At 38.5% G+C, this 22,012-nt stretch carries 21 protein-coding genes; 14 read left to right on the top strand and 7 right to left on the bottom strand.

Annotated elements, in window-relative coordinates; translation table 11 throughout:
- Positions 1-231: 231 nt before the first annotated feature.
- From odhB to lpdA, 3 genes are all read left to right on the top strand, one after another.
- Positions 232-1,434 carry a 2-oxoglutarate dehydrogenase complex dihydrolipoyllysine-residue succinyltransferase gene (gene odhB / locus R3D71_11190; protein MEZ5692210.1) on the top strand — a complete coding sequence of 401 codons (1,203 nt, stop codon included), beginning with the start codon at positions 232-234 and terminating at the stop codon, positions 1,432-1,434.
- 123 nt (positions 1,435-1,557) lie between these two features.
- On the top strand, positions 1,558-1,938 hold the full coding sequence (locus tag R3D71_11185; protein MEZ5692209.1) for a clan AA aspartic protease: 381 nt from the start codon (positions 1,558-1,560) through the stop codon (positions 1,936-1,938).
- Positions 1,939-1,951: 13 nt separating this feature from the next.
- Positions 1,952-3,346, top strand: a complete 1,395-nt coding sequence (gene lpdA / locus R3D71_11180; protein MEZ5692208.1) for a dihydrolipoyl dehydrogenase — start codon at positions 1,952-1,954, stop codon at positions 3,344-3,346.
- 260 nt (positions 3,347-3,606) lie between these two features.
- On the opposite strand, the gene R3D71_11175 is transcribed toward lpdA, so the two are convergent.
- Positions 3,607-3,783: a hypothetical protein gene (locus R3D71_11175; protein ID MEZ5692207.1), complete on the bottom strand. Its 177-nt coding sequence runs from the start codon at positions 3,781-3,783 to the stop codon at positions 3,607-3,609.
- Between the two features lie 348 nt (positions 3,784-4,131).
- A complete protein-coding gene (gene tldD / locus R3D71_11170) occupies positions 4,132-5,571 on the bottom strand; it encodes a metalloprotease TldD (protein ID MEZ5692206.1) in 1,440 nt (479 codons plus the stop codon).
- 163 nt (positions 5,572-5,734) lie between these two features.
- On the opposite strand from tldD, the gene coxB reads away from it, so the two are divergent.
- From coxB to R3D71_11150, 4 genes are read left to right on the top strand one after another with little or no spacing between them, the layout of a single operon-like run.
- Entirely contained in the window at positions 5,735-6,604 is an 870-nt protein-coding gene (gene coxB / locus R3D71_11165; GenBank protein MEZ5692205.1) for a cytochrome c oxidase subunit II, read from the top strand.
- A 12-nt stretch (positions 6,605-6,616) separates the two neighbouring features.
- Positions 6,617-8,191 (top strand): cytochrome c oxidase subunit I, encoded by a 1,575-nt coding sequence (ctaD, locus tag R3D71_11160; protein ID MEZ5692204.1) that lies wholly within the window; start codon positions 6,617-6,619, stop codon positions 8,189-8,191.
- 51 nt (positions 8,192-8,242) lie between these two features.
- Positions 8,243-9,175 carry a heme o synthase gene (gene cyoE / locus R3D71_11155; GenBank protein ID MEZ5692203.1) on the top strand — a complete coding sequence of 311 codons (933 nt, stop codon included), beginning with the start codon at positions 8,243-8,245 and terminating at the stop codon, positions 9,173-9,175.
- 11 nt (positions 9,176-9,186) lie between these two features.
- The gene (locus tag R3D71_11150) at positions 9,187-9,357 is read left to right on the top strand and encodes a hypothetical protein (GenBank protein ID MEZ5692202.1); all 171 of its coding nucleotides are present in this window, start codon (positions 9,187-9,189) and stop codon (positions 9,355-9,357) included.
- Positions 9,358-9,539: 182 nt separating this feature from the next.
- On the opposite strand, the gene R3D71_11145 is transcribed toward R3D71_11150, so the two are convergent.
- Positions 9,540-10,250 (bottom strand): SprT family zinc-dependent metalloprotease, encoded by a 711-nt coding sequence (locus tag R3D71_11145; protein ID MEZ5692201.1) that lies wholly within the window; start codon positions 10,248-10,250, stop codon positions 9,540-9,542.
- 70 nt (positions 10,251-10,320) lie between these two features.
- On the opposite strand from R3D71_11145, the gene dnaG reads away from it, so the two are divergent.
- Entirely contained in the window at positions 10,321-12,216 is a 1,896-nt protein-coding gene (gene dnaG / locus R3D71_11140) for a DNA primase (protein MEZ5692200.1), read from the top strand.
- A gap of 71 nt (positions 12,217-12,287) precedes the next feature.
- Here the strand turns inward: dnaG and R3D71_11135 are convergent, their stop codons facing one another.
- The gene (locus R3D71_11135; GenBank protein MEZ5692199.1) at positions 12,288-12,464 is read right to left on the bottom strand and encodes a Flp family type IVb pilin; all 177 of its coding nucleotides are present in this window, start codon (positions 12,462-12,464) and stop codon (positions 12,288-12,290) included.
- A gap of 247 nt (positions 12,465-12,711) precedes the next feature.
- On the bottom strand, positions 12,712-12,885 hold the full coding sequence (locus R3D71_11130) for a Flp family type IVb pilin (GenBank protein ID MEZ5692198.1): 174 nt from the start codon (positions 12,883-12,885) through the stop codon (positions 12,712-12,714).
- A gap of 467 nt (positions 12,886-13,352) precedes the next feature.
- Here R3D71_11130 and rpoD point away from each other — a divergent pair, with 467 nt between their 5' ends.
- The 4 genes from rpoD to R3D71_11110 all read left to right on the top strand — a co-directional run bounded on the left by rpoD (position 13,353) and on the right by R3D71_11110 (position 17,248).
- A complete protein-coding gene (gene rpoD, locus R3D71_11125) occupies positions 13,353-15,695 on the top strand; it encodes an RNA polymerase sigma factor RpoD (protein MEZ5692197.1) in 2,343 nt (780 codons plus the stop codon).
- A 6-nt stretch (positions 15,696-15,701) separates the two neighbouring features.
- Positions 15,702-16,061, top strand: a complete 360-nt coding sequence (locus tag R3D71_11120) for an NADH:ubiquinone oxidoreductase subunit NDUFA12 (GenBank protein MEZ5692196.1) — start codon at positions 15,702-15,704, stop codon at positions 16,059-16,061.
- Between the two features lie 124 nt (positions 16,062-16,185).
- A complete protein-coding gene (gene mlaD, locus R3D71_11115; protein ID MEZ5692195.1) occupies positions 16,186-16,659 on the top strand; it encodes an outer membrane lipid asymmetry maintenance protein MlaD in 474 nt (157 codons plus the stop codon).
- Positions 16,598-17,248, top strand: a complete 651-nt coding sequence (locus R3D71_11110) for a DUF2155 domain-containing protein (GenBank protein ID MEZ5692194.1) — start codon at positions 16,598-16,600, stop codon at positions 17,246-17,248. Before mlaD ends, R3D71_11110 begins: the two co-directional genes overlap by 62 nt.
- A gap of 40 nt (positions 17,249-17,288) precedes the next feature.
- On the opposite strand, the gene R3D71_11105 is transcribed toward R3D71_11110, so the two are convergent.
- Both R3D71_11105 and R3D71_11100 read right to left on the bottom strand, forming a co-directional pair.
- Positions 17,289-18,356 carry a quinone-dependent dihydroorotate dehydrogenase gene (locus R3D71_11105; protein ID MEZ5692193.1) on the bottom strand — a complete coding sequence of 356 codons (1,068 nt, stop codon included), beginning with the start codon at positions 18,354-18,356 and terminating at the stop codon, positions 17,289-17,291.
- 49 nt (positions 18,357-18,405) lie between these two features.
- Positions 18,406-18,693, bottom strand: a complete 288-nt coding sequence (locus R3D71_11100) for a hypothetical protein (GenBank protein MEZ5692192.1) — start codon at positions 18,691-18,693, stop codon at positions 18,406-18,408.
- 202 nt (positions 18,694-18,895) lie between these two features.
- Between R3D71_11100 and R3D71_11095 the strand changes: the two genes are divergently transcribed.
- Entirely contained in the window at positions 18,896-20,824 is a 1,929-nt protein-coding gene (locus tag R3D71_11095; GenBank protein ID MEZ5692191.1) for a tetratricopeptide repeat protein, read from the top strand.
- A gap of 72 nt (positions 20,825-20,896) precedes the next feature.
- Positions 20,897-22,012, top strand: coding sequence for a type IV pilus twitching motility protein PilT (locus tag R3D71_11090; GenBank protein ID MEZ5692190.1), 1,116 nt, complete (start codon positions 20,897-20,899; stop codon positions 22,010-22,012).

The raw sequence follows: 22,012 nt of genomic DNA, 5'->3' as shown, positions 1-22,012 counted from the left end.
TGCGAGTAGTTGTTATCGTGGTTATATTCAAATTATTATACTCGTTTTGGGTGATTTTTATATGATGCGAGTATAAAACTTTATCCGAAAGATAAGGTTTCCATCGCTACTTGCCTCGTCTAACCATAAATGAAAGTGACGAGTAAAGATGGAAGAAAGTGTAAAATTGAATAAAAATATATAATATTTTTATTTGTGGTAACTAATATATAGGTAAAAAGGGCAAAGATTATGGCTGGAGAGATTATTGTTCCCTCACTTGGCGAATCAGTATCTGAGGCGACAGTTTCTAAATGGTTTAAGCAAGTAGGAGATAACGTACAAGCTGATGAACCTATAGTGGAGTTAGAGACTGATAAGGTTACAATAGAAGTTAACGCTCCTGCTGGTGGCGCGCTTAAATCAATAGCGGTAAAAGAGGAAGAAACCGTAGAGGTTGGAGCGGTTCTTGGGTTGATTGATGTTGGAGTCGCGGGTAAAGCACCTAGCGCTTCTAAGTCAGAGCCAGCAAAAGAAGATAGAAAGGCTGAGACGAACGCAGCAGGGAATGAAGGTGGCTCTAGTAAGCCACAATCTGGTCCTGCCGCCCGTAAGATAATGGATGAGAAAGGTCTATCTTCTTCTGATATCGCTGGAAGTGGTAAAGACGGAAGAGTGACGAAAGGCGATGTTATTGAAGCTTCTTCTGGATCTGGTAGTTCTTCCAATGCTCATAAAACTCCCGACTCACAGGAGCCGCGTGAGGAACGGGTGAAAATGAGTAAGTTACGTCAGGTAATCGCCAAGCGTTTGAAAGATTCTCAGAATAACGCCGCTATTCTTACTACTTTTAATGAAATTGACATGAGCAATATAATTGCTATGCGCAAGGAATATAAAGACGCTTTTGAGAAGAAGTATGGGGTGCGTCTTGGCTTTATGTCCATGTTCGTAAAAGCGGCGGTGAGCGCGCTAAAAGAAATTCCAGCGGTAAACGCTGAGATTGATGGTGATGAGATTATATACAAAAACCATTATGATATAGGTGTCGCGGTCGGTACGGCGCAAGGGCTGGTTGTTCCGGTAGTGCGTAACGCTGATCAGATGTCGCTTGCCGAAATAGAAAAGGAAATTGGTGCGTTAGCGGAAAAAGCAAGGCTTGGCACTTTGTCAATGAATGATCTTACCGGAGGTACTTTTACCGTATCTAATGGTGGGGTTTATGGTTCGCTAATGTCTACCCCGATTATTAATCCGCCACAATCTGGGATTCTTGGAATGCATAAAACTGAGGAACGTCCGGTTGCGGTTGGTGGGCAGGTGGTAATTCGTCCGATGATGTATGTCGCTCTTTCTTATGACCACAGGATTATTGATGGTAAAGAATCGGTTACTTTCTTAGTTAAAGTGAAGGAAGCTATTGAAGATCCAAGAAGGTTGTTATTAGGTCTTTAATAATTGTTAGGCCTTTAATAAAGGAGAATAATTATGGTTAGAGTGTTTTTTGTGATACCTCTTATTTTTATGATTAGTGGGTGTATATCTTTATTTTAATGTTTACATAATTCGGAGGAAATTATGGGGCTAGCTTATGGGGAGATAACTATCGGTAATCCTCGTATGCCTGATTTAGGGTCAATGAAAGTGCGGGCGCTGGCGGATACTGGTGCGATTATGCTTTGTATACCCCAGCATATTGTAACGCAGCTAAAACTGGAAGCTGTTGAAAATAGAGATGTGACTTTCGCAGATGGAAGAGAAAAATCAATTCCTTATGTTGGTCCTGTGCAGGTTAGTTTTGGAAATAGGACTTCGTTTGCTGGTGCTTTGGTTATGGGTGATGAGGTTTTGCTTGGTGCTATCCAAATGGAGGATATGGATCTTGTAGTTTTTCCAAGAGAGCAAAAAATTGATGTTAATCCGTTAAGCCCTAACATGGCAAATAATAAAGTGAAGTAAAAAAGGAACAAAAATGTCTGAGAAAAAATTTGATCTAGTGGTTATTGGTGGCGGGCCGGGTGGTTATGTCGCGGCTATCCGCGCGGCGCAGCTTGGTATGAAAGTAGCTTGCGTAGAAAAACGTGGCGCGCTTGGCGGGACATGTCTTAATGTCGGTTGTATCCCATCCAAAGCTCTACTTGAGAGTTCAGAAAAATTTGAGGACGCGTGTCATAATTTTGCCACTCATGGTATTAAGGCAAAAGTAGAGTTGGATCTTAAAACCATGCAGGCTCGTAAGGATAAGGTTGTTCTTGATCTTACCAAAGGTATTGAAGGTTTATTCAAAAAAAATAATGTCAGCTATGTTAAAGGCAGTGGTGAGATAAAAAACACGAATGAAGTGGTAGTTGACGGTAAGGAAATATTGAAAACCGAGCGTGTTTTGATCGCTACCGGTTCTGATGTTATCAGTCTTCCGAACATTAAAATTGATGAAAAAAAGATAGTGTCATCCACCGGAGCTCTTACTCTTGAGAAAGTTCCTGAGCATTTAATCGTTGTTGGTGGTGGTGTTATCGGTTTAGAGCTTGGCTCGGTTTGGCGACGGCTTGGCGCGAAAGTTACTGTTGTTGAGTTTATGGATAGTATCGGTGGCGTAATGGACGCGGAAGTATCTAAGCAATTTAAGCGCTTACTGGAAAAGCAAGGTATGAGCTTTATGTTGGGCAGTAAGGTTGTTGCCGCTGATAGTACAGGTAAAAATGTGAAGCTTAAGGTGGAGCCAGCTGGTGGCGGTAAGGCTAGTGAGATAGAGGGTGATGTAGTGCTGATGTCAATCGGTCGTAAACCTTATACAGATGGTCTTGGACTTGAAAAAGCTGGCGTTAAGTTGGATGAAAGAGGGCGTATAGAGGTTAGGGGTAATTTTGAGACTAATATCTCCGGTATTTACGCCATAGGTGATGTTATTGCTGGTCCTATGCTTGCTCATAAGGCAGAAGAGGATGGAATAGCGGCTGTTGAGGGGATGGCTGGGCAAAAACCACATGTTGATTATAATTTAGTACCGAGTGTGGTCTATACTTGGCCGGAAGTGGCAAGCGTCGGCAAAACAGAGGAAGAGATCAAAAAATCCGGCATAGACTATAAAGTTGGTAAATTTCCTTTTATGGCAAATAGCAGAGGCAGGGCTGTAGGACAGACTGATGGCTTTGTAAAAATCATAGCGGACGCTAAGACCGATAGGGTTTTGGGAGTTCATATTTTAGGACCACACGCTGGAACTTTGATAGCTGAAGTGGTAGCGGTGATGGAATTTGGTGGTTCAAGTGAGGATATTGCTCGTACTTGCCATGCTCATCCCGCGCTTAATGAGGCGGTAAAAGAAGCGGCTCTTGATGTGCTTAAGCGGGCTATTCATATATAGAGCGTTTTCTATGCTCAAGGCTGACTCGGTCTGCTGAGCATTTTATTTCGCTCCCGCTACGGGACTACTGTCCCTCGCATGGAGCATTGCTGAAGGCTCGCGTGGTCTAATGACCACGCATGAGGTATACGGGGAAGTTAATGCCGTAGGGCTGACTCGGTCTACTGACCTCGTTTCTTGTTCCTTATTTCTTCAGATCTCCAATTCCTTTAAACAAAAAAAGCCGCGCTAAGGCGGCTTTTTAATACAACTAGGAGATTTTAGCTAACTGCCATCTGTCGGTCATCATTTCGTACATTTGTTACATGTTGTACATTTATCTCGTTGGCACTCACGCCACCAGTAATTTGGTTCTGATGTGCTTGAGCGGTAGCCATACCCTCAGGAGTTCCACCAACTATACTCACTTCAATAGGATGCTTTCCACTAAAAACCATAATTTTTCCCCTGTATACTTAATAATTATATTTTAATTCTAAATTAATCCCTATGAATAAATAGTAACCAAAACTTATCAGGAGTGCAAACTAAAATAATGTCGTTAACTAATATTTCACAGTTCTGTAATCGTTTCGTAACAGAATTGTAACAAAAGTCAGGTTAAGAAAAAATATATGTTAAGCAATATATTAAGCATTTGCTGCATGTGTGAGCATAGGTTCTAGGTGCTAGGTTATGGGGATTAAGTTTAAGGATATGGGCAAGAAACTCGGTCAGCAGGCCGAGTGAGTCTTCAGCTACGTCCCATGTGAAAGTCAGTAGATTTTTACGAAGATAAGTATAGTCTAAATTCTAGTTCCACCCACGGTTATAGGTTCTATAAGTAGGGTTGGCTGCCCAACTCCAACCGGAACTGATTGACCGCCCTTGCCACAGGTTCCAACCCCATTATCTAGGCTCATATCATTACCAATTGCTTTGATTTTGGTAAGGCAATCAGGTCCATTGCCGATTAATGTCGCGCCTTTTATCGGCGAGGTTACTTTGCCGTTTTCAACAAGATAGGCCTCAGAGGCTGAGAATACGAATTTTCCAGAAGTTATATCAACCTGTCCGCCACCCATATGAGTTATATAAACACCTTTTTTTACTGATGAGATAATATCTGTGGGATCATCATTGCCAGCTAACATGTAAGTATTAGTCATACGTGGCATTGGTTGGCAAGAATAGCTTTCTCGTCTGCCGTTTCCGGTAGCTTTTACTCCCATGAGGCGGGCGTTTAGACGATCCTGCATATAGCCGGTTAGGATACCATCTTCTATTAATATACTACGTCCGCTAGGAGTTCCTTCATCATCTATAGAGATAGAGCCTCTGCGATCCATTATAGTTCCGTCATCAACTACCGTAACACCTTTGCTAGCAACTTGTTTGCCCATAAGTGAGGCAAAAGCCGAAGTTTTTTTTCGGTTGAAATCACCTTCTAGACCGTGACCAACCGCTTCGTGAAGCAGCACCCCACACCAGCCAGCGCCAAGTATTACTGGCATTTCACCGGCAGGCGCGGGAACGGAATCAAGGTTTATCAGAGCTTGCCTCAAAGCGTCATCAGCCAAAGATTTCCAATTTTTTTCATTTAGATAGTTGGTGTATAAAGTTCTGCCGCCAGCTCCGGCTGAGCCACTTTCCATTCTACCATTATGTTCGGCTATAACACTAACATTAAGACGGACTAAAGGTCGTATATCATCGGCTACAAGACCATCCGCTTTTATTATCCTGACCGCTTGCCACTGACCGGAAAGAGAGGCTGATACTTGTTTTACTTTTGGGTTTGCGGTACGTAAATAACAATCTATATTTTTAAGAATTTCTATTTTTTCCTGAAATAGCATTTCATTAAGCGGATTAATATCGGTATATAGATGTTTGTTAGTGCCAAAAGCTGGAGTCAGGTCGTAATGTATGTTTTTTTGACCATAATTAACCGCTTTCGCTGTTTCAGCGGCTCTTAATAGAGATTTTTCGGTAAGCTCACTAGAATGAGCGTAGGCGCTAGCTTCGCCAAGAACTGAGCGTAAACCAAATCCCTTTTCAGTATTAAAGCTGCTGGATTTTAATTTTCCATCATCAAAGATAAAAGATTCTGATTGGACATATTCTAGGAATAGCTCACCGTCATCCATTGATGACAGAGAGTTGGACACGATGGAGCAAACAGGCTTTTCTTCCAGTTCGGTTTTATTAAAAAATATATCATCTAGTAAATTGTTTTTTGTCATATAATAACATTATTAAATAATTATTTTATAATAAGATACAAAAATTGTTGCACAATAGGCAAGGAAAGTTTACAAACCGTTTTAACGTCTAGTTATTTCGTGATTTTTATATTGCTATTTGGTTTATCGTTCATTTGAGAAATATTTGTAAAAGTGTGTAGTGATGAAAAAAATATTTTTATTATCTAATATATTAACGCTGGGTTTTATAGCAGTGGCAAACGCCTCTGATAAGCTATATGAGGGAATGGCAAAGCCATGGCAGTTAAATCTACAGCCGCCAGCGACACCAGTCATGGAAGAATTAGTATGGATGCACAATATTTTATTGGTGATATGTTTTGCTATACCTATTTTTGTCCTTACCATTCTCGCGATTATTTGTGTGCGCTTTAATCGTAAGAGGAATCCAGTTCCCAGTAAAAAATCACATAATACTAAGCTTGAAATAGTGTGGACAGTAATACCAATACTTGTATTGGTGTCTATTGCTATTCCGAGTCTTAGTTTGCATTACTATATGGATCAAGATGTTGATGCTGATATGACGATAAAAGCGTCAGGGCATCAATGGTACTGGCATTATGAATATCCTGATAATGGCAATATATCTTTTGATAGTTATATATTGAAGGATAATGAATTGAAGGAAGGAGATCACCGTCTTCTTGCTGTGGATAACCGCTTGGTTGTTCCTGTAGATACCGTAGTAAAAGTATTAGTTACAGGTGCTGATGTCATTCATGCTTTTGCCGTTCCGGCGTTTGGAGTGAAGATAGACGCTGTTCCTGGGCGGCTTAATCAAACATGGTTCAAAGCAAATAGAACTGGAAGGTTTTATGGTCAATGCTCAGAGCTATGTGGCGTTGGTCATGGATTTATGCCAATCGTAATTGACGTTGTCTCCAAAGAGGAGTTCGCTAATTGGGTGGCAAGTAAAAATGGTGTGGATAAGCCTGTTGAAAAAGTTTCAGCAGAAAAGAGCGCTATTAAATCAAAAGATAAAAATATTGTTAGTGGAAACAAGAATTAGTAGGGGAATTAAATGACTGATCACGCTCATGACCATACGCCAAAAGGTTTAAGTCGTTGGCTTTGTTCTACAAATCACAAAGATATAGGTGTAATGTATCTGGTATTCGCTGTAATCGCTGGTTTAACTGGTACAGCGTTTTCTGTGTTACTTCGCGTGCAGCTTGCTCATCCTGGTGGCACATTATTCGCCGATAATTATCAGATGTATAATGTGGTGCTTACCGCTCATGCTGTGTTGATGGTCTTTTTCTTAGTGATGCCAGCTCTTATAGGTGGTTTTGGTAATTATTTTGTTCCTCTGATGATTGGCGCGCCAGACATGGCTTTCCCACGTATGAATAATATAAGTTTTTGGTTGCTTGTGCCATCGTTGTTGTTGCTTATGGGATCAGCGGTTATAGATGAGGGAGTTGGTACTGGCTGGACGTTATATCCGCCGCTATCCATGCTTGCCTCACAGCCCGGTATGTCGGTGGATATGGCTATATTCGCACTCCATCTCGCTGGTATATCCTCAGTGCTTGGGGCAATAAATTTTATTGTTACTATATTTAACATGCGTGCTCCTGGTATGAGTTTATTTAAAATGCCGTTATTTCCATGGGCAATTTTAGTTACAGCGTTTTTGTTGATTTTCGCGGTTCCGGTTCTTGGTGGAGCGATTACCATGATACTTACGGATCGTAACTTCGGAACCAGCTTTTTTGATCCGGCTGGTGGTGGTGACCCAATTCTTTATCAGCATTTATTCTGGTTTTTTGGTCATCCAGAGGTTTATATTCTGATACTTCCAGCTTTTGGGGTTATCAGTGAGATTGTTTCCACTTTTTCTCGTAAGCCAATATTTGGGTATTTGGGTATGGTCTGCGCTATGTCGGCTATAGGCTTTCTCGGTTTTATAGTGTGGGCGCACCACATGTTCACAGTTGGTCTGGATGTTGATAGTAGCTCTTACTATATGGTGGCGACCATGATTATCGCGGTTCCAACAGGTGTTAAGGTGTTCTCATGGCTTGGAACTATGTGGGGAGGTTCTATTACTTTTGAGACTCCTATGGTTTTCGCGCTTGGGTTTATTTTCTTGTTCGTCGCTGGTGGGGTTACGGGAATAGTTCTTGCTAACGCCGCTGTTGATATTCCTATGCACGACACTTACTATGTGGTCGCGCATTTCCACTATGTTATGTCACTTGGCGCGGTATTTGGTATATTCGCCGCTTTTTATTATTGGTTCGGTAAAATGTCAGGACGCGTATATTCCGAAACTCTAGGGAAAATACATTTCTGGATGTTCTTTATTGGCACGAATCTTACATTTTTCCCGCAGCATTTCTTAGGTCTTTCTGGTATGCCAAGAAGGGTTCCAGACTATCCAGATATTTACGCTGGATGGAACTATGTTTCTTCAATAGGATCTTACATAGCGGCTGCTTCCGCTATATTCTTCCTGTTTGTTGTTTTTCACGCTTTTAAGTTTGGTAAAAAATGTCCAGAGAAGCAGTGGGATGGTGGAACGACGATAGAGTGGGATTTGCCTTCTCCTCCTGATTTTCATAGTTTTGATAAATTGCCGACTGTAAAATAATTTATGGACATTCGCTAGTTGTCAGTATTGATGGTGAAGGAATAGTTATTTATGAATAATAGTCTATTGCAGGCATCTGATTATGGAGCTTCATCTACAGTATCTGATTTTATAACTTTGCTAAAACCGCGGGTTATGACTCTTGTGGTTTTTACTGGTCTTGTCGGTATGTCTGTTGCTTTATCTTTTACCGGTAGTTACATAAATTTATTTCAGCAGATATTGGCGGTGTTTTGTATAGCTCTTGCTTCTGGCGCGGGAGGAGTCATCAATATGTGGTATGACCGTGATATTGATATTATCATGAGCCGTACTAAGAACCGCCCTATTCCAAAAGGTGTAATAGATCCTGATGACGCTTTAGCTTTTGGTTTGTTCCTTTCTGCTTTCTCAGTAATGATAATGGGGCTCGCTCTTAATTGGCTCGCGGCATCTATCCTTGCTTTCGCGATATTCTTTTACGCGGTTATTTACACGATGTGGCTTAAAAGGAGTACTCCACAAAATATTGTAATTGGAGGTGCGGCGGGAGCTTTTCCCCCGATGATTGGTTGGGCCGCTGTGTCTGGTGATGTTACTGTGCACTCATTCTTGCTATTTATGATTATTTTTTTATGGACACCGCCGCATTTTTGGGCATTGGCTTTATATAAGAATGATGATTATAAAAAGGCTGGTATTCCAATGATGCCGGTAGTAGCTGGGAAGAGAGCCACAAAAACACAGATAATAATATATACCTATTTGCTTGCTGGCTGTACAATGATTTTGTCGGCTTTAGGGATGGCGGGGTTGGTATATGCTGTGTGCGCTTTGCTACTTAACTTATATTTTTTATATCATGTTCATAAAATATTAACAGATGATGGTGATAAATGGGCACGTAAAACATTTATTTTTTCTATCATCTATCTGTTTATATTGTTTACGGCTATAATGGTGGATGGTTGGGTATTTGTTGATTTAGGATATTTGCCTTATTAAAGGGAATTTTTATGGAAAAAAGTTCAGCTATTGAAAAAGCGCAGTTTCTTTCTGACTTTTCCCATCAGACTATTTATCTTATAGGTAGTTCGTTTGTGCTTGGTAGCATGTTTACCCTGTTTGTACTTATAGTGCTTGATTGGGTACGCAGGGATAGGGAATCAGATGTTGATAGCGAATAAGAGTAAAAAAGTTTAATTATTGAGTGATTTGTGTCTGATAGGGATTTTAAGGATTTAAGAAAGAGAAAGAACCTAGTTTTGTTTTTGGTGCTTTTTTCTATTATTGTCGTGACTTATTATATCACGGTTATGCGCATGGGGATGTCGCTAGCTTCCTGATTATTTAGCTTATAGGAATAGGGCTATAATTCATACATATATAGAGATTTAGAGTTTTCTTTGAGCCATTTTTCGGCTTCTCTGAAATTTGGATATATTGTTTCTACCAGATCCCAGAAATATTTGCTATGATTATGCTCTTTTATATGAGCTATTTCATGAGCTATCACATATTCAAGGATTTCGTAGGGAGCGAATATGAGTCTGATAGAAAAAGATAAATTACCTTTTGTGCTACAGCTTCCCCAGTGGGTGCTGGTATCTCTGATATTTATTTTCCCAAAAGTTACGCCTATTTTATTAGCGTAATTGGTGCTGATTTTGACTATATTGTTTCGTAATTCCTGAATAAGCCATTTTTTTACTCTTCTTTTCATGAATTCACTATCACCGTAAATAAAAAGGATATTTTCCTTTTGATTTGTAGTGCCACGACCACCTATATGGCGCAGCATAATATCTTTTCCTAATACTGATATTATTTGTTTGTCATGAAATTCTTTGATGTTTTTATATTGATTTATTTGATTTGTTATCCATGAATATTTTTCGTTAGCGAATTTTATCGCCTGTTTTGTTGAGCATCTCTTAGGTATGGTTATGTTTATAGATTGTTTTAATGGGAGATAGCTTATTGTAATCTTGCGTGATGAGTAGTGCTTTTTTATGTTTATTGGAATATTCTTCTCATCAATTTTTATGAAGTAATTTTGATCTCTATGATGTATATTCATGATAGTTTTTAAGAGTTATATTTTGTTTTAAGTTTACCTCTGTGAGAGGTTTTGATTATATAAGAGTTTTATGAAATTTAATCCATCACTGATAGAACGTATTCGCTCCGCTTTTTTGGTATCAGAAGTTATTGGCAGGCGTATGCCGGTAAAGAAGCATGGGCGAGAATATCAGGGTTTATGTCCTTTTCATAATGAAAAAACACCATCATTTACCATAAATGACGATAAGCGTTTCTTCCATTGTTTTGGCTGTGGCGCTCATGGAGACGCGATAGAATTCGTTAGGCGCTTTGAGAGAGTTTCTTATGGTGAGGCGGTTAAAAATTTAGCGAGAGAGGCTGGTATAGAAATTCTTGCTATGACCGCTCAAGATAGTATTAAAGTTAAGCAAGAAAAGAACCTTTATGATGTCATGGAAGCGGCATGCTTGTGGTTTGAAAGAAATTTATCGGGAGGAAACGGGATAATCGCTAGGGATTATATCTCTGGTCGTGGTGTTAAAGACGAGACTATACATTCTTTTCGTATTGGTTATGCTACTGAAAATAATTCAGATTTGTATAATTATCTTATCAAAGAAGGTTTTTCTGAGTCTTTACAGAAGGAGGCAGGACTTATAATAGTTCCTGATAATGGTAGGATTTATGATCGTTTTCGTGGTCGTATAATGTTTCCTATACGTAATTCCTCAGGAAAAGTAATAGCTTTTGGTGGTAGACTTATAAATAATAGTAATAAAAAGCTGCCAAAATACCTTAATTCTCCTGAAACCCAATTATTTAAGAAGGGAGAGTTATTATTTAATTTTGATCAGGCGAAAAAAGCGGCAAGAGAACATAATACGATCGTGGTTATGGAAGGCTACATGGATGTGGTCATGAGCGTGCAGGCTGGCGTGCCCTATTGTGTGGCGACTCTTGGAACGGCGGTCACTGATAATCATTTAAGACTTTTATGGCAGTTGGTTAAAGAGCCAATATTTTGTCTTGATGCTGATAATGCTGGTAGAAGAGCTATGTTTAGAACCGCTGACATCGCTTTGCCTTTGCTTAAGGCTGGTTATTCGTTGCGTTACGCTAGCCTTCCTTCGGGAGAGGATCCAGATTCTTATACACGTAAATATGGCAAAGTTGGTTTTGAGAAAACCCTATTTTCCGCGAAGCGTATTTCTCAAATTTTGTGGGATAGCTTATCGGCAAAATATGATTTAACGGTAGCGGAGGAACAGGCGGCTTTAGATAGTGATTGTCAGAATATAGCCAGTAGAATAAATGACATGACTATTCGTCAGTATTATTTGAGTTATTTTCGTAAACAGCTATGGGACAGAAAAAAATCTAATGACTCAGTAGCGTATAAAAATAAAAATTTAAGTGTGACCAGAAATAATAATGTTAAGAAATATAGAGGAAAAAGCACTATTGAAGTTGACAGGTCACATCATGTTGAAAAGTTCGCGGGAAATAATAAAGAATATCTCTTAGAGTCTTCTGTTAAAAAGATAATGTCTGTTGTAGCTTATTATCCAGATTTACTTAATAGAAAAGAGATTGAAGAGTTTTTGTCGCGTATAGACGCAGTTTCATCTGATTTGATAAATATCAGAAATATTTTTTTGGAAGCGGCGGTTGAAGTTGATTTGTCTGATAAAGATTCTTTTACAAAATATATAAATGACAATTTATATAGTGATCAAATGATGGAAGAAATCCGGGAGTATAACATTGCTGAATCTGGTGGTGATTCTGTGAAGTTATGGGAGGCGGCGGTTTTGCCTTATGAGATTATTCGTTTACGAAATGATCAAGAAAAATTACAGGAAAGAATAGGGATAATAGGTAATGATGAGTATGAAATAGCTCTTTCTAAGCTTGCCTCAATAGGAGAGGAAATAAAGCAGGCTGAAGAAAAGCTTGGTACACTATGTGGAAAGGATGTTGATGAATATACAGATGTAGCTTAATCAGTTAATGTATAAGAAAATAAAAAAAGGCTCCCTGTTCACACAGAGAGCCTTATAATTAGGACGTAATATTAACGACCAGCGGCAGAAGTAAGAGTACTTGCTACTGTGCTGAAAGAGTTAGTTACGTTTTGTCCCACGCTGGTCATAGCAGCGATAGCAACAATTGAAATCAAAGCAGCGATAAGCGCATACTCAATAGCAGTAGCACCATCTTCTGACTTTAAGAAATTTATTATTTTTTTCATAAACTATTCTCCTTGAAAGAACTATAAAGTTAAATATACGCTGAGTTACTCAGCTGCCTACGATTATGCCAAAAAAATCATTGTTGGTCAATGAGTAAGCAAAAAAAAGAATATAAAACTCGTCTAAAATTTATCTAAAATTTTAGATTTTCCAATCAAGACATATCTAAAATACGAAAAACAGTACGTGTATGAAATCTGTAACGTATTATTAGATACCAAGAATAGCTAAATCGTTAACTAATTTTTAGTTGATAGCCGAGCTTATAGAGCTTGCTACTTTGCTAAAAGAGTTAGAGACATTCTTACCGGTACTTCCAAGAGCGAAAATAGCCACAATTGAGATAAGAGAAGCAATAAGCGCATACTCAATAGCAGTAGCACCATCTTCTGATTTTAAGAAATTTATGATAGTTTTCATGATACAATCCTTAGATTAATTAGTTAATATTGCGGATTGATAACTATATTGGTTCTTGTGATTTGTCAATATATATATTTAATTAAATATTAACATTAATGTATCTTGTTAACCATATGCTAATTTATACATTTTGTGTTTTGATATATAGTAAAATACCTTCATTTTTCCCCATAAAAATAAAGGTATCTCGCTCGCTACACGGTGCAAAACTGATTATTTCGAAGTTTCTATATAGGCGAGTTTTCCGTGGGTTTTGATTGTTGTATAAGGTTTTAGAATATTTACAAAAAATCCCAAATAATAAATTGGTAATTAATATTTTAAGTATTTTATAGAAAAGTGTTGAATTTTATAAAAAAAGCCTTATATCTACGCTGTTTAGCGTATGTTTTAGGTTGTGAGTTCTGATTTATATTGTGGCTCTTGGCGGTCACGATGCGTTTGCCGTTTTATACGGGGGGACTATGTGGTGGTTATTATTAGGTGAAAATAACGAGAAGGACAATAAACTCAATATGGGTAAAGAAACAAATAAAAAAAAATCAGTTTCAGGTGCAGGTAAAGCTGTCGCGAAAAAAACAAGGGAAAAATCTGGAGATGGCGTAAAAACCTTTCCTAGTAAGAACGCTTCCTCAAAGACCGCGAAAGTATCTAGCGAAACAGCAAGTAAGGTGAAGAAGCCTGTCGCTGTAAAAAGGACTGTAGGAAAAGTGGCAAAAAAAAGTATGAGTGTTGAAGATAATAAAAAGCAAATATCAAGGAAAGCTGTTAAATCATTAGTTAACTCTAAGCGTGACACCTCTAATAAGAAGGTTGCTGAAGATAATGCTGATAAAGTTTCTGATAAGCGAGTTGCCAGTAAATCGGTAAAAAAAACTGATAAAGCTGAAAAATCAGAAAAACAGGAGCTGCAGCGTGATATTGTTCGCAAATTACTGGCTTTGGGAAAAGAGCGAGGTTTTATAACTTATGACGAGTTGAATAATATATTGCCGGCGGATCAGTTCTCGCCTGAGATTATAGAGGCTGCTATAGCCGCTCTTTCTCAAGCGGATATTAATGTTCAAGAAGATAGTCAAGACTCGGAAGATAATGACGGGGATAATTCTCCCTCTGGAGAAGAGATTGAGAACGCTGGAAGATCTGATGATCCAGTGCGTATGTATCTGCGTGAAATGGGCAATGTTGAGCTATTATCGCGTGAAGGTGAGATAGAAATCGCTAAGCGTATAGAAGCTGGTCGTGAGACTGTGGTTGGCGCTTTATGTGAATGCCCGATGGTTATGAAGGAAATATTATCATGGCGTGATGAGCTTGATGAAGGGACTATTTTGTTACGTGATATTATAGATCTTGACGCTACTTATGGCGCTGGCGGTGATTCAGAGGATTTTTCGTCGGTGGACGTTGAAAGAAGAGGAGACGCTTCTAGTAGTAGTGCTAAAGAAGATGATTCCGCTGAAGAGGATGATGATATAGAAGATGACGAAGATTATCAGATGCAAGATGATGGTGACGAAGAGGATGATGAGGATAGTGGTCTTTCACTGATCGCTATGGAAAATACTTTGAAGCCGCAGATACTTGAGACTTTGGATAAGTTCGCTAAAATAAGTAAAAAGATGCGTGTTCTTCAGGAAAAACGTATGAATAAGTCCTTTGGTGACGGTAAATACAGCAAGGACGATGATAAGAAATACACAAAATTGCACAGAGAGCTTGTAGAGCTTATGCTTGGTGTGCGTTTTACTATAGCGCGTGTTGAAGGGCTGATTAATGGTTTATATGAGATAAACAAAAAGCTTATGGGATTAGAAGGTCGTCTGTTAAGGCTTGCTGAGAATCGTAAGATTAAAAGAGATGTTTTTCTTGAGGCCTATATTGGAAGCGAGCTTATGCCTGACTGGATAGAACTGATGGCAAAGCGTAGTGATAAAGGCTGGAAAGAATTTGTAGAAAAAGACATTAATGAAATAGAGGAGATACGTTCGGAAATAGCCAAAATAGCTGGCTCCGCTGAGCTTGATATAGGTGAATTCAAGCGGATGATAATGGCGGTGCAGAAAGGTGAGCGTGAAACTAATAGAGCCAAAAAGGAAATGATAGAGGCGAATTTGCGTTTGGTTATCTCTATAGCTAAAAAATATACCAATAGAGGTTTGCAATTCCTTGACCTGATTCAGGAAGGTAATATTGGCCTTATGAAGGCGGTGGATAAGTTTGAGTATCGTCGTGGTTATAAATTCTCTACTTACGCGACTTGGTGGATAAGGCAGGCTATTACTCGTTCTATAGCGGATCAGGCGAGGACTATCCGTATTCCTGTGCATATGATTGAGACTATAAATAAGATCGTGCGTACTTCGCGGCAAATACTTCATGAAATAGGGCGTGAGCCGACTCCTGAGGAGTTAGCTGAGCGTTTGGTTATGCCGCTTGATAAGGTGCGTAAGGTGATGAAAATCGCTAAAGAACCTGTGTCGTTAGAGACACCTATTGGTGATGAGGAAGACTCTCATCTTGGTGATTTTATAGAGGATAAAAACGCTATATTGCCTCTTGACGCGGCCATACAGTCAAATCTTAGGGAGACAACAACTCGTATTCTAGCCTCTCTTACTCCGCGTGAAGAAAGGGTTTTACGGATGCGTTTTGGAATCGGAATGAATACGGATCATACCCTTGAGGAGGTTGGTCAACAATTTTCGGTTACTCGTGAGCGGATACGTCAGATTGAGGCGAAAGCTTTGCGTAAACTGAAACATCCTTCCCGTTCTCGTAAACTTCGTAGCTTTTTGGATTATTGATTATATATGACGATTACAACAAGACTTTTTACTTATTTTAATGGCGTGCTAGTTGGTGAGGACGAGTTTGGAAACCGTTATTTTACCGAGAAAAAAAATCCAAAGAACAGAAAAGCTAAGCGCTGGGTAATTTATAAAGGTATGGCGGAGCCAAGCAAGGTTCCACCTAAGTGGTTCGGTTGGTTGCATTACACTACCTCTAAGATTCCTCTTAAGGCTGATGGTGCTCACTATAGCTGGGAAAAGTCACATCTTCCTAACCTTACTGGCACTAAGCATGCTTATTTTCCATCCGGCTCGTTGCGTACTACGTCTGAGCACGCCAGTTCAAGCGACAGCTATGAGGCTTGGATTCCCAGAGAGTAGATGTCACTTGTAAGAACTATTCACATATTATCATATTTTATATCTGGAAAAAAATCAGATAATGGATATATTACGTCCAAGTATTTATGAAATTGATAATATAAAATTGATTTGAGAGACTGATATGCAAAGAAATGTTATAGAGACTTTGACTGGAGCTGTTATTCTTGGCGTTGCCATAGTTTTTTTTGTTTTTGCCTATCAGGGCAGCGGGATGAGAATAGAGTCTGGTTACTCTGTAAACGCTAAATTCAGTAATATATCGGGAATCGCTCTTGGTAGTGATGTGCGTATAGGAGGAATAAAGATAGGAACAGTTTCTGATCTGGCATTGGACGCTAATACCTATGAAGCGGTTGTTAACATGAGTATACGTAGCTCTACGGAATTGCCAAAAGATTCCTCAGCTTCTATCGTAAGTAGTGGGCTTCTTGGCGAAAAATATATTCAAATAGTTCCCGGTGGAGATGATAAAATGCTGAAAGATGGTGATAAGATAGGTTATACTCAATCGGCGGTTAATCTTGAGGAGCTGATTGGAAAATTTATGTTTAGTGGCGGTGGGGTTGATAAGGATAAAGCGACCACTCCTGAGTAATTTGTCAGTGGCTCTTATGTTTAGGCTAAGATTTTTACCTGTACTATTTATCTTTTTGTTATGTTCTCGTGTAGCGTTGTCGGCGGATAATGTGTTTAATTTCGGTAGGTCTGATGATAATTTATCCGGTGCTTCGCCTAGAGGCGCGGAATATCCTGATGAGAGTGTTGAATTACGGGATGTCACTTCTCCAGCAGAAAATAATTTACGTAAGCCTTTTAGGGCTAGTGGTGTTTACATAAGAACCATTCCGAAGCATGAAGAGATAAAGAACAATAATCTGGTTATATTACGTGGTCTTAATAAAATAATGGGTTACGCTCTTAAGTTTGACTTGCCTTTGGGCACGGTATATCGCTTTGATAATTTGGAAATTATAGCTCATAAATGCTGGAAAACCATATATGATGATTACGAGGATAACGCGGTGCTACTTGAGATAAGAGAGATAAAAGTGGGAGAATCACCAAAGCGTGTTTTTTCGGGTTGGATGTTTTCTCATTCACCGAGTATTTCTAATCTTGAACACCCTTTTTATGATATTACTGTTTTATCTTGCGAATATAAAAAGGATTTAGAAGTAAGATAGTTTTTACGGTTAGCTACAAGTAATAATTATCTAAAAGTAACTACAAAGATTTTGAGCCGATAGCCTCGCTTATATGAGAAAAGCCATCATTTTTTATTAGCTGAATAAGTTCCTCATTTATAGTTCTTACCAGACCGAACCCCTGATATATAAGCGCGCTATATATTTGTATCAGGTTGGCTCCAGAGCAAATTTTACTATAAGCGTCATTTGCCGAGCTGATACCACCGGTTGCGATCAATGGTACTTTTCCCCTAGAGATTTTATATATTTTAGAGAGTATTTCTGTTGAGAGAGAAAATAACGGTTTGCCGCTTAGACCACCTTTCTCTTGTTTATATGGGCTTGTTAGAGATTGTGGGCGCGATATAGTGGTGTTACCGATAATTATGCCATCTATTCTATGTGTCACTACAGCTTCTACTATATCCTCGCACTGTCTATCATCTATATCGGGAGCTATTTTCAGTAATATCGGTATGCGTTTTTTATATGTTTTTATATTTTCCTCTCTAGCGTTAGAGATCGCGGAAAGCAGGCTGAGAAGAGCTTTTCCTTCCTGCAAGTCGCGTAGACCTGTGGTGTTGGGTGATGATATATTAACTGTTATGTAATCTACATACGGATAGACAGAGTTTAGACACAACACATAGTCCTCCTCAGCGTTTTCGGTATTTTTATTTTTACCGATATTCGCTCCGGCAATGCCTAATTCCGCATCGTGACGGATAAAATTTTTTATGAAATATTCAATACCGTTATTGTTAAAACCAAGCCTATTTATAATAGCCTCATCTTCCTCAAGGCGAAATATTCTAGGCTTAGGATTTCCTGATTGAGGTTTTGGGGTTACCGTTCCAGCCTCCACGAACGAAAAGCCCTGTTTTAGTAGAGAATCAATCGCTACAGCGTTTTTATCAAAACCAGCGGCAAGACCTATCGGATTATCAAAATCAATGCCGTATATGTTTTGTTTTAATATAGGTGAATCTACTCTTTCTTGCTTAGGTATCAGCCCATATTTTAATGCCGATATAGCTATGTTATGAGCCGTTTCTGGCTTTAACATATAGAGTAGGGGCTGCAGGGTTTTATATGATTTTATCATTCATTTACAGTCTATTATAGAGGGTTATGGCTTATGTGTGCTTTATAGTTTATCTATCTGGAGAAAAAAGTGAAATGATTTGTTGAGATTGTTCTTCTGATAATTCTGATGGTGATTTTTTTATCTGTTTTTGTCGAGATTTATTTGCCATATTTTGTGTGGTTGTTTTTTTTATGATCTTCACGTTGCTAATTGGAAAAAATTTTAATTGTCCAGCTTTGATATTGTTTGGGTCATCCGGTACTTTTTTATTAATAGTAACCGGAAAAAATTTCATGTCAGTTTTTTGCTTGAAAGAGGTGGCAAAGCAATCTGTTCCCGCCAATTGAGAAGTCATAATAAATAGTAGAAAAAATCCTATTTTTGTGAGGGGCATTTTTAGAATCTTTATTAAATTTTCTTTAATTAATTGCTGTTACTTCTACTATCTATTTAGTATGAGCAATTAATATGCCACAAACATTACGATTTAATTGTTTGTTTTGATACCGTCATGGTATACAATTTTTTGCTACGTGGCTAATTTTTATTGAAGCTTTATGATTTTTGTATCGTGTCTAAAAAAAAGAGGGAATTTGATAGGGCTGATTTTGGCTTGTGGCGTTATCGCCTGTAATTTTCCTAAAGATGCTTACGCCACAAAAGTTGATAACGCGGAAAATGAAGATACTAGAAGAACGTCTCCTTTAGAAATTTATATCCCAAAAATAGCTGTTATCCCAGATTATTTTGTTGCCAAGAATATTAAATATTTACCTGATAAGAAGGTTGTTCAGGCTAAAGGTAATGTTGAGATAGAATATGGTGACCTTATGCTGCGTACGGAGCATCTGGAATATAACCAGATTGATGGTAGTGTGAAAACTTATGGGGAAGTCGCGGTTCTTGATAAAAGTGGGAAAGTTACTTTTCACGATTCGCTAGAACTTGATTTTAGGATGAAACGAGCGGTAGTTAATAGTTTTAGAAGGCAATTCGCTGATAATTTAACTTTCACAAAAAATGACGCAAGCGGTAAAAATGGTTCTTCAAGCCGTGATTATGTTGATTATAAAGATGGTAAGACGGCTAATGGCGATGGCTTTTTTGGACGGGTTTTTTCATATTTAGGTTTTTCTAACAATTCTAAAGCAGAAGAGCTTTCGTCTCTTACTCCGGCGGCTGGTGGAGATAAGATCGTGATTGGTAGTGTTCCGCTTATTGATATAATTGATGATGAGAAGATAAATAAGGAAATTGGTGACGTAGATAATGCTGGTGAGGACATTAGTAAGAAAGGTGAAGTTAAGGAGGAAAAGCTGGTTGAGAATATCTCTTCGGAAGATAACAAAGAAATTATCGGTGAGGATTTTAGACAGGAATTTATAGAGAAAAACCTTGCTGACGCTTTGCGTAAAGCGACTTATGGTGGCGATAAAATAATAAAATCTGAGTCTGGGATAAAAAATATAAAGAAAGAGCCTGACAATATTAAAGCTGATAATATTAAAAAAGAAAATTTGGTAAAAGATGACGGTGATACAAAAAAAACAGCTCCTAAGAAATTGGAAGCTAAGTTTAATAGCAAAAAAGTAGAGCGGAAGTCTGAAAGATCTATAGCGAAACCTACAGTGAAAAATTTGCCCAAAGATAGTGGTAAAGTCGCTAAGGTTAAAAAAGATCCATTTGTGAGGTCTAACAGTGGTAGGGCTGTAGCTAGTAATGAAAAAATTATTAGAAGATCTTTGAAGTCAATATCCAAGAAGAATAGTAATCAGGATAATCAGAAAATAAAGATAAGGCATACTCGTCAGATGAATGATTTATTTAACGCTGACGATTTTGTTGGGGAGCAAGTAATGCGTGGCAATATTGGAGGAGTAAAGGTAGAGGTAAAACGACCATCACTTAACGTGGATTATGAGTTGGAGAAGGCTTATAACGCTATTAACTCAGGTAAGAATGAGGTGGCGATAGATATATATAAAAATATATTGAAAGATAATCCGAGTAATCAACCCGCTTTATTTGGTCTTGCCACTCTTTATCATCGTGCCCGTATGTTTGATAGCGCTCGTTCGTTATATAGTAGGTTGCTTGCTATTAATCCGAGACATCGTGATGGGTTTAACAATTTTTTAGTTTTGCTTTCGGATAAAGCTCCTAATGAAACATTGTTGGAATTAGAGAAACTTGAAAGTAAAAATCCTAGCTTTAGCATGATTCCAGCACAAATAGCCTTTATTTATCAAAAGCTTGGTGATTCAGATAAAGCTATTGATAAAATGCTAAAAGCGGTTTCTTTATCGCCTGAGAATGTTGTATATCGCTATAATCTGGCTATTATGTTGGATAAAAAGAAGGAATATAAGAAGGCGGCAGGGCTTTACAGGCAGCTAATTGAGGATGCGGCTCGTGGTGAAAAAATTCCTGGAAATATTGATAATATTCAGCAAAGATTAACCTTTATTAGTTCTAATAACTTGTGAGTTAATTTAACCATTTCCGTTTGGTCATTTTACTGTAATTTGTAAGACTTATTCGCGATATTAGAGGTTTTTGTGGAAATAACTGACTTATTGGTCTTTACTCAGAAGAATAAGGCTTCGGATCTTCATTTATCGGTGAATAATCCTCCTATTTTGAGGATAAATGGAGATATGGTTCCGTACAAGGGTTCTTCTCTTACTAATGAAGAGATAAAGAACATGCTTTATTCTATCATGACAGAACAGCAACGCGCTGAATATGAGAGAGAGCTAGAATTGGATTTCGCTATATCTTTTGGCGATAATATGCGTTTTCGTGTCAATGCTTTTAATACTGTGTCAGGAGCGGCGGCGGTTCTTAGGATGATTTCAAATGAGGTGCAGAATTTAGATACTATTGGCGCGCCTGATATATTAAAAAAGTTATCTTTGTTGAATAAAGGGCTAGTTTTGGTAACGGGTCCCACGGGTTCTGGTAAATCCACGACTCTCGCGGCGATGATTGATCATATTAATAGAAATTCGGCGAAACACATCATAACTATTGAAGATCCGGTAGAGTTTTTACATACGTCAAAACAATCATTAATAAATCAAAGAGAAGTGGGCAAAAATACCAAATCATTTTCTATTGCCCTCCGTAGCGCGCTTAGGGAAGATCCTGATGTAATACTGGTTGGTGAGCTTAGGGATATAGAAACTATCCATCTTGCTCTTACCGCCTCTGAAACTGGGCATTTGGTGCTTGGGACACTGCATACGAACTCAGCTCCAAAAACTATAGATCGTATTATAGATGTGTTTCCAGCGGGTGATAAGGAGATGATACGTTCAATGCTGTCAATATCGCTTGAGGCAGTTATTACTCAATCTTTGCTTAAGAAAAAAGAAGGTGGCATGGTGGCTACTCATGAGATTTTATTAGGGACTGCCGCGGTGCGTAATTTGATTCGTGAAGCACGCATTTCTCAGATTTACTCCATGATGCAGATGGGTAGTAAAATCGGTATGATAACAATGAAGGATAGTATTTTCGCTTTACTAAAAGAGAATATAATTACTGAGGAAGTCGCGCGTAGAGCTCTTAGCACTAGTACATCAGATGAATCAGAGAATTTAATGGAAAACGCTGGTAAAATAAGTGATAGTAAGGCTTCATCGGTAAAGTCTGGTAATAGTGGATTCTAG

This window comes from Rickettsiales bacterium (assembly GCA_041396965.1).
Lineage (GTDB): Bacteria > Pseudomonadota > Alphaproteobacteria > Rickettsiales > SXRF01 > SXRF01.
The sequence above is the reverse complement of the archived record's forward strand: the minus strand, read 5'-3'. Positions and strand labels throughout refer to the sequence as shown.